Here is a 6,574-nt window from a genome sequence, read left to right as displayed (position 1 = left end):
GTGTTCCGCGACAAGATGAAGGATTACGACCCGAAAAATCCGGGCAACATCCTGTTCTACTTCAAGCAGAAAGTGACCGCGCCGGCACGTCTGGCCGGTGGTGTGCTGCTGGTTCACGAAACCCTCGATCAGGTCAAGGAGCCGCGCTCGGCGTGGGTTTACAACGCCGGTCAGCGTCGTGTGCGCCGTGCACCGCAAGTGTCCTATGACGGCCCGGGTACTGCAGCCGACGGCCTGCGTACTTCCGACAACCTGGACATGTTCAATGGTGCACCGGATCGTTACGACTGGAAGCTCGAAGGCAAGAAAGAGATGTACATCGGCTCCGATGCCTACAAGCTCGACGATCCGAAGCTCAAGTACGCCGACATCATCAAGGCCGGTCACATCAACCAGGACCTGGCTCGTTACGAGTTGCGCCGTGTGTGGCATGTGGTTGCAACCCTGAAGGAAGGCCAGCGTCATATCTACGCCAAGCGTGACTTCTACATTGACGAAGACACCTGGCAAGCAGCGGTCATCGACCATTACGACGGTCGCGGTCAACTGTGGCGCGTCGCCGAGGCCCACGCCGAGAACTACTACGACAAGCAAGTGCCGTGGTATGCCCTCGAAGCCTTGTATGACCTGCAATCGGGACGTTACCTGGCGCTGGGCATGAAGAACGAAGAGAAGTCGGCTTATGACTTCGGCTTCACTGCCACCACCAGCGACTTCACCCCGGCCGCCTTGCGTCAGGATGGTGTTCGCTAAGGTGAACTGAGTAGAGGCCGCACCCTCTGAAAACGCCCCGACTGGTTCGGGGCGTTTTTTTTGTTTGTAGACTTTTTGTAGCCATTTGTAGCAACTACCTTCATTCCCTATCCGTTTACGGCTAGTCTGCGGACATCTGCAACGCCGCCACCCGCAATTCAAACAAGAGCCGGCTATGACTGATTTGTCTACATCCCCAGGTTCTGCAAACATCGCCGTCGCGACACTCGACGGGCGCTTCTTCCGCCCGCCGTTGCCCGACGGCCATGTGCTGCGTCCACGTTTGTGCGAACGACTGAGTGCCGGGCTCGGCGGCAGGTTATTGCTGGTCAGCGCACCGGCAGGGTTCGGCAAGAGTTCGTTGGCGGTGGAGTTTTGTCAGGGGTTGCCGGCGCATTGGCAAAGTCTCTGGCTGGGGTTGAGCCCGCGCGACAGTGACCCGGGGCGTTTTCTCGAGCGCCTGCTGGAAGGTCTTCAGGACTATTTCCCGCATCTGGGCAGGCAATCCCTCGGGCTGTTGAAAATGCGCCAGCGCCATCAGCCGTTCGCGTTCGAAGAGTGGCTGGACGGCCTGCTTGACGAACTGGCCGTGCACCTGTCTACAGCGACGCCATTACTGCTGGTGCTGGATGATTACCATCTGGCCCAAGGGCCGGTGCTGGACCGCTGCCTGCAGTTTTTCCTCAATCATCTTCCCGATGGCTTGCTGGTGATGGTCACCAGTCGCCAACGTCCCGACTGGCATCTGGCGCGGCTGCGGCTGTCACGGCAACTACTTGAGTTGCATGAACAGGATCTGCGCCTGACCCACGACGAAGCCTTGAGCCTGCTTGATCGCCACAGCAGTTCCTTGCGTGGCGAAGCGCTGGAAAACCTGATCCAGCGCAGCGAAGGCTGGGTCGCGGGGTTGCGCTTCTGGCTGCTGGCCGCCTCCGAGGCAGGCACCGATGGCGCGCTGCCGCAATCGTTGCACGGTGGGGAAGGGCTGATCCGCGATTATCTGCTCGAAGAAGTCATCGATTGCCTGCCTGCCGAGGTCCAGTCGTTCCTCTACGACACGGCACCCCAGGAACGATTTTGCAGCGAACTGTGCGACGCCGTTCGCGACGCCCATGACAGCGGGGAGATCCTGCGCTTCCTGCTTGCCCACCAGGTGTTCCTGGTGCCACTGGACGAGCATGGCCATTGGTATCGTTACCACCACCTGTTTTCCGATCTGTTGCGCACACGGCCTGCTTCCCAGTCGATGGTGCCGGCCGCCAGCCTGCACTTGCGTGCCTGCCGCTGGTTCAATGCCCAGGGATTGCTCGATGAGGCCGTGGAGCAGGCCTTGCGTGCCGGTCACCTGGACGTCGCGGCGAACCTGGTGCAGAACCTCTCCGAAGAGCAACTGCTGGCCGAGCAGAACGTCGGCATGTTGCTGCGCTGGAAAATGGACTTGCCTGACAGCTTGCTGATCAGCACGCCGCGACTGATTGTGCTCTATAGCTGGGCGCTGGGGATGGCTTGCCAGCTGGATGCCGCCGAGGAACTGGCCAGCCATTTGAGCCGTTTCCTGCCTGCGCCGTCGGCCACCGCCCAGAAGTCCATGCTCGCTCAATGGCTGGCGTTGAGCGGCATCATTGCCCGTGGGCGCGGCAACCGCGAACTGACGCTGCAGTACTGCCGCGAAGCGTTGGACAGTCTTCCGTCCAAGCGTTACGGCCAGCGCCTGATGTGCCTCTCGACCCTGTCCAACCTGGCCATTGCCGACGGTGATTTGTGGCGGGCGCGGGGGCTGAACCGCGAATCGCTGGAGCTGGCGCAACGGGTCGGCAACCCGTTGTTCGAAGCGCTGGCGCACTACGACCGCGCCCGGGTTCTGCAAGCGCGCGGAGAAATCTGTCGGGCGCTGGAGGAGGTCCGTCAGGGGATGCAACGCCTGCAGAGCTTGTCTGCGCAGCGGCTGTATGCAGTTCGAGCCCGGCTGACCTTGTATGAAGGCTTTCTGCTGGCCCTGCGCATGCAGCCGCAGGCGGCGCGGCTGCGATTGCAGGCCGGTTTGAGCGAGGCGCGCGCCTGTCGTGACATCAGCGTGCTGATCGGCCATTGTGTGATTGCCAGGCTGGAAGGCAGCAGCGGCGAGTTCGCCAAAGCCTTTGCCGAACTTGCTGAAGCTGAACGGCTCATGCACATCTGGGACGTGCCACCCATCTACTACCTGGCCATGATCACCCTGGTCAAATGTGAACTCTGGCTGGTCCAGGGGCGCACCGATCTGGCCGAAGCCTGGCTGTCGCGCCTGGGGCAGACCTATAACGGCGAAAACGGGGCGGCACCACCGGAATTCCACCCGCAATTGCCGCTGCATATCGAATTGCAACAAGCCTTGCTCGACGTCATCCAGGGCCAACCGATGCTGGCCGAAGGGCGTTTGAATGCGCTGCTCGAACATGGCCAGYAAAGCGGCCGGCAGATGCTCAGTGCCATGGCGTTGACCCAGAAAGTGGCGTTATTGCTGGGCAGCGGAAGGGAGCCGGAAGCCCGCAAGGCACTGGCTCAGGCGCTGGATGCTGCTGGCGGAGGGGCGCTGCAACCCTTTGAGGGCCTGCTGGCCGAGCATCCGGACTGGTTGCGCGGGCAGCTTCAACAGTGTCCGCCAACCCCTGTTTCCCTGAGCCTCAGTGAAAAGCTGCCGGCATTGACTGCCCGCCCCGGACCGGAATCCTGCGCGGCTGCGGAGCAGCTCAGCACGCGGGAATTGGCGGTCCTGCGATTGATCGCCCAGGGCTGTTCGAACCAGGAAATCAGCGATCAGCTGTTTATTTCCTTACACACGGTCAAGACCCACGCCAGCCACATCAACAGCAAACTCGGGGTCGAGCGGCGCACGCAGGCCGTGGCGCGGGCCAAGGAATTGGGGGTGCTGGGTTAAGGATTTTTCACGTTACACATCGCGGCCATTGGCTGGATACTCAATTGTGCGAAAATCGCTCGTCCCCGTTTATCGAGCAGGCCCCGATGTCCCAGCAACCCACCCTCATCCGCGAAACCTTCCCCGTCGGTCCTTTGCAGTGCAACTGCACGATCATCGGCGATCCGGTGACGAAAAAGGCCATCGTCGTCGATCCGGGTGGCAATCATGAACTGATCCTGGCGCGTCTCGATGCCCTGGGGCTGAAAGTGGTCAGCATCATTCACACCCATGCGCACCTCGATCATTTCCTGGCTTCCGGTCAACTCAAGGAGAAAACCGGCGCGACGCTGCATCTGCACAAGGAAGACCAGTTTCTGTGGGACAACCTGGAAATGCAGTGCCAGATGTTCGGCGTTCCTTATACCCCGGTGCCGTCCCCGGATCGCTGGCTGGCCGATGATGAAGAACTGGCCTGCGGATGTGGCGTGGCGCTGCACACGCCGGGTCATACGCCAGGCTCCATGAGCTTCTGGTTTTCCGAGGCCAAGTTGCTGATTGCCGGTGATACGCTGTTTCGTCGCGGCGTCGGGCGCACGGATTTGTGGGGGGGCGACCAGGCCACCATCGTGCGTTCGATAAAGCAGCGTTTGTACACCCTCGACGAAGAGGCGACGGTGGTGACCGGGCATGGTCCGGATACCCGTCTGGGCGACGAAATGCGCGAGAACCCCTTTGTTCGGGGCTGATTTGTAACATTCGGAATTTTTACCCATTAACATGATCCAACGCCCGCAAAGGCTGATGCCTTGGCCCGTTGCACCACAGAATGCAAAAAAGTAGGAGCTTTACATGTTCACCACGCGTCGTTTGATTATTGTCGCTACGGCTGTGGCCGTTTTGTCCGGTTGCGCCTCGCCTAACCCTTACGGTGGTCAAGGCCAGGCCCAGGGCCAGGCGGATAGCGGCTCCGAAGGCATGAGCAAGACCGCGAAATACGGTGGCCTCGGCGCTCTGGCCGGTGCGCTGGCCGGTGCTGCGATCAACCACGATAACCGTGGCAAGGGTGCACTGATCGGTGCTGCGGTGGTCGGTGCTTCTGCCGCCGGCTACGGCTACTACGCCGATCAACAAGAGAAAAAGCTGCGCGCCAGCATGGCCAACACCGGTGTTGAAGTGCAGCGCCAGGGCGACCAGATCAAGCTGATCATGCCGGGCAACATCACGTTCGCTACCGATTCGGCGAATATTGCCCCAGGTTTCTATCAGCCGCTGAACAACCTGGCGGGCTCGCTGAAAGAGTTCAACCAGAACCAGATCGAGATCGTCGGCTATACCGACAGCACCGGCAGTCGCCAGCACAACATGGACCTGTCCCAACGTCGTGCCCAGAGCGTGGCAACCTACCTGACCTCGCAAGGTGTCAGCGGTGCCAACCTGAGCGCTCGCGGTGCCGGCCCGGATGGCCCGGTTGCCAGCAACGCTGACGTCAATGGCCGTGCGCAGAACCGCCGTGTCGAGGTTAACCTCAAGGCGATTCCGGGCCAGCAGTATGGTGCCCAGCAACAAGGTCAGGTTCAGCAGTACCCTTGATCGTCTGATTGAACCCCAGGCGTAAAAAGGCCCGCCCGATCCTCTACAGATCGGGCGGTTTTTTTTGTCGTCAGTTCCGGCCCCATCGTCGGAACGCCGCCTGGAGCAAGCTCGCTCCCACAGGGTTCTGGGTCGACCTCGGAAACTGTGGGAGCGGGCTTGCCCGCGAAGAGGCCAGTGTGGGCAGCAGAGATACAGGATCAGAAACAAAAAAGCCCCCGGACAATTACCTGTCCGGGGGCTTTTGCGTGCGGGCCTGCTTACTTCTTCAGGCCGTAATGCTCATCGAGCATGCCCGGCGCGTTCGGGGCTTTCGGTGCGTAGTCGCGAGGCGGTTCCTGATTGCGTGGCGGCGTCAGGCGCTCCCGTGGAGCCTGAGCTGCATCGGCGTGCAGGGAGGCCAGCAGGCGTTGGCGAGTCTGTTCGTCCAGGGCCAGGCGGTTGGCGCCCTCGGCGAGATGGTCCTGCACTTCCTGATAGCTCTGAGTCAGTTTCTTGACCAGTGTCGCGGTGCTGTTGAAGTGGGTCACCACCTCGTTCTGATAACTGTCGAAACGTTCCTGAATATCGTCCAGCTGACGCTGCGTGCGGCTCGGCGCGGCGTTCGGTGCAACGCGGGCGATCAGGAACCCAATGGCGACACCCACAACCAGGGCAAGAGTCGGTAACAACCAAACTAAGAGCGAGTGTTCCACGAGTCCTTCCTCTATAAACGGCTTTGCTTTACGTTAACGGCTCGAACCTGCGCTGTATACCGCGATTCACTCGCAATAGACAGCCACAGACAATTTGCTAGACGAGTCGACCCGATTCGAGGTCACGGAGTTCCTTCCTTGCTTATGCGTGAAACCCCTGTAGTGATTGATGGCCCTGTTGGCCAACTGGAAGCTCTTTATCTGGATAATGAGCAGCCTCGCGGCCTGGCACTGATCTGCCATCCGAATCCGGTGCAGGGCGGCACCATGCTCAACAAAGTGGTCTCGACCCTGCAGCGCACTGCGCGCGATGCAGGCTTGATCACCCTGCGCTTCAACTACCGTGGCGTCGGCGCCAGCGAAGGCTCCCACGACATGGGCACCGGTGAAGTCGATGATGCCCAGGCTGTCGCCGAATGGTTTCGCGCCAGACACCCGCAATTGCCGCTGACCCTGTTCGGTTTCTCCTTCGGCGGTTTTGTTGCCGCGAGTCTCGGCGGACGCCTTGAGGCCAAGGGTGAGCAGGTCGAGCACCTGTTCATGGTCGCGCCGGCAGTCATGCGTCTCGGCGCTCAGGACCCACTGCCACAGCAGGGCGAACTGACCCTGATCCAGCCGGAAACCGATGAAGTGATCGATC

6 protein-coding genes are annotated in these 6,574 nt (G+C 60.8%); 5 read left to right on the top strand and 1 reads right to left on the bottom strand.

Annotated elements, in window-relative coordinates; all coding sequences use genetic code 11:
- From AC1DVH_RS24515 to AC1DVH_RS24500, 4 genes are all read left to right on the top strand, one after another.
- Positions 1–753, top strand: a 753-nt coding sequence (locus AC1DVH_RS24515) for a DUF1329 domain-containing protein (protein WP_477755994.1), incomplete at its 5' end; no start/stop codon positions are given.
- A gap of 175 nt (positions 754–928) precedes the next feature.
- A complete protein-coding gene (locus AC1DVH_RS24510) occupies positions 929–3,667 on the top strand; it encodes a winged helix-turn-helix domain-containing protein (protein WP_477755993.1) in 2,739 nt (912 codons plus the stop codon).
- 86 nt (positions 3,668–3,753) lie between these two features.
- Positions 3,754–4,395, top strand: a complete 642-nt coding sequence (locus tag AC1DVH_RS24505) for an MBL fold metallo-hydrolase (RefSeq protein ID WP_108215462.1) — start codon at positions 3,754–3,756, stop codon at positions 4,393–4,395.
- Between the two features lie 103 nt (positions 4,396–4,498).
- Positions 4,499–5,239, top strand: a complete 741-nt coding sequence (locus tag AC1DVH_RS24500) for a YiaD family glycine zipper/OmpA-like lipoprotein (RefSeq protein ID WP_477755992.1) — start codon at positions 4,499–4,501, stop codon at positions 5,237–5,239.
- A 260-nt stretch (positions 5,240–5,499) separates the two neighbouring features.
- On the opposite strand, the gene AC1DVH_RS24495 is transcribed toward AC1DVH_RS24500, so the two are convergent.
- Positions 5,500–5,934, bottom strand: a complete 435-nt coding sequence (locus AC1DVH_RS24495) for a Z-ring associated ZapG family protein (protein ID WP_007989833.1) — start codon at positions 5,932–5,934, stop codon at positions 5,500–5,502.
- A gap of 144 nt (positions 5,935–6,078) precedes the next feature.
- On the opposite strand from AC1DVH_RS24495, the gene AC1DVH_RS24490 reads away from it, so the two are divergent.
- Positions 6,079–6,574 (top strand): alpha/beta hydrolase (locus AC1DVH_RS24490; RefSeq protein WP_477755991.1); only part of this gene is annotated, 496 nt, incomplete at its 3' end.

Source organism: Pseudomonas sp. P4_C3, from assembly GCF_056402075.1.
Note: the sequence above shows the minus strand (reverse complement) of the source record. Positions and strands in the feature narration are given on the sequence as shown.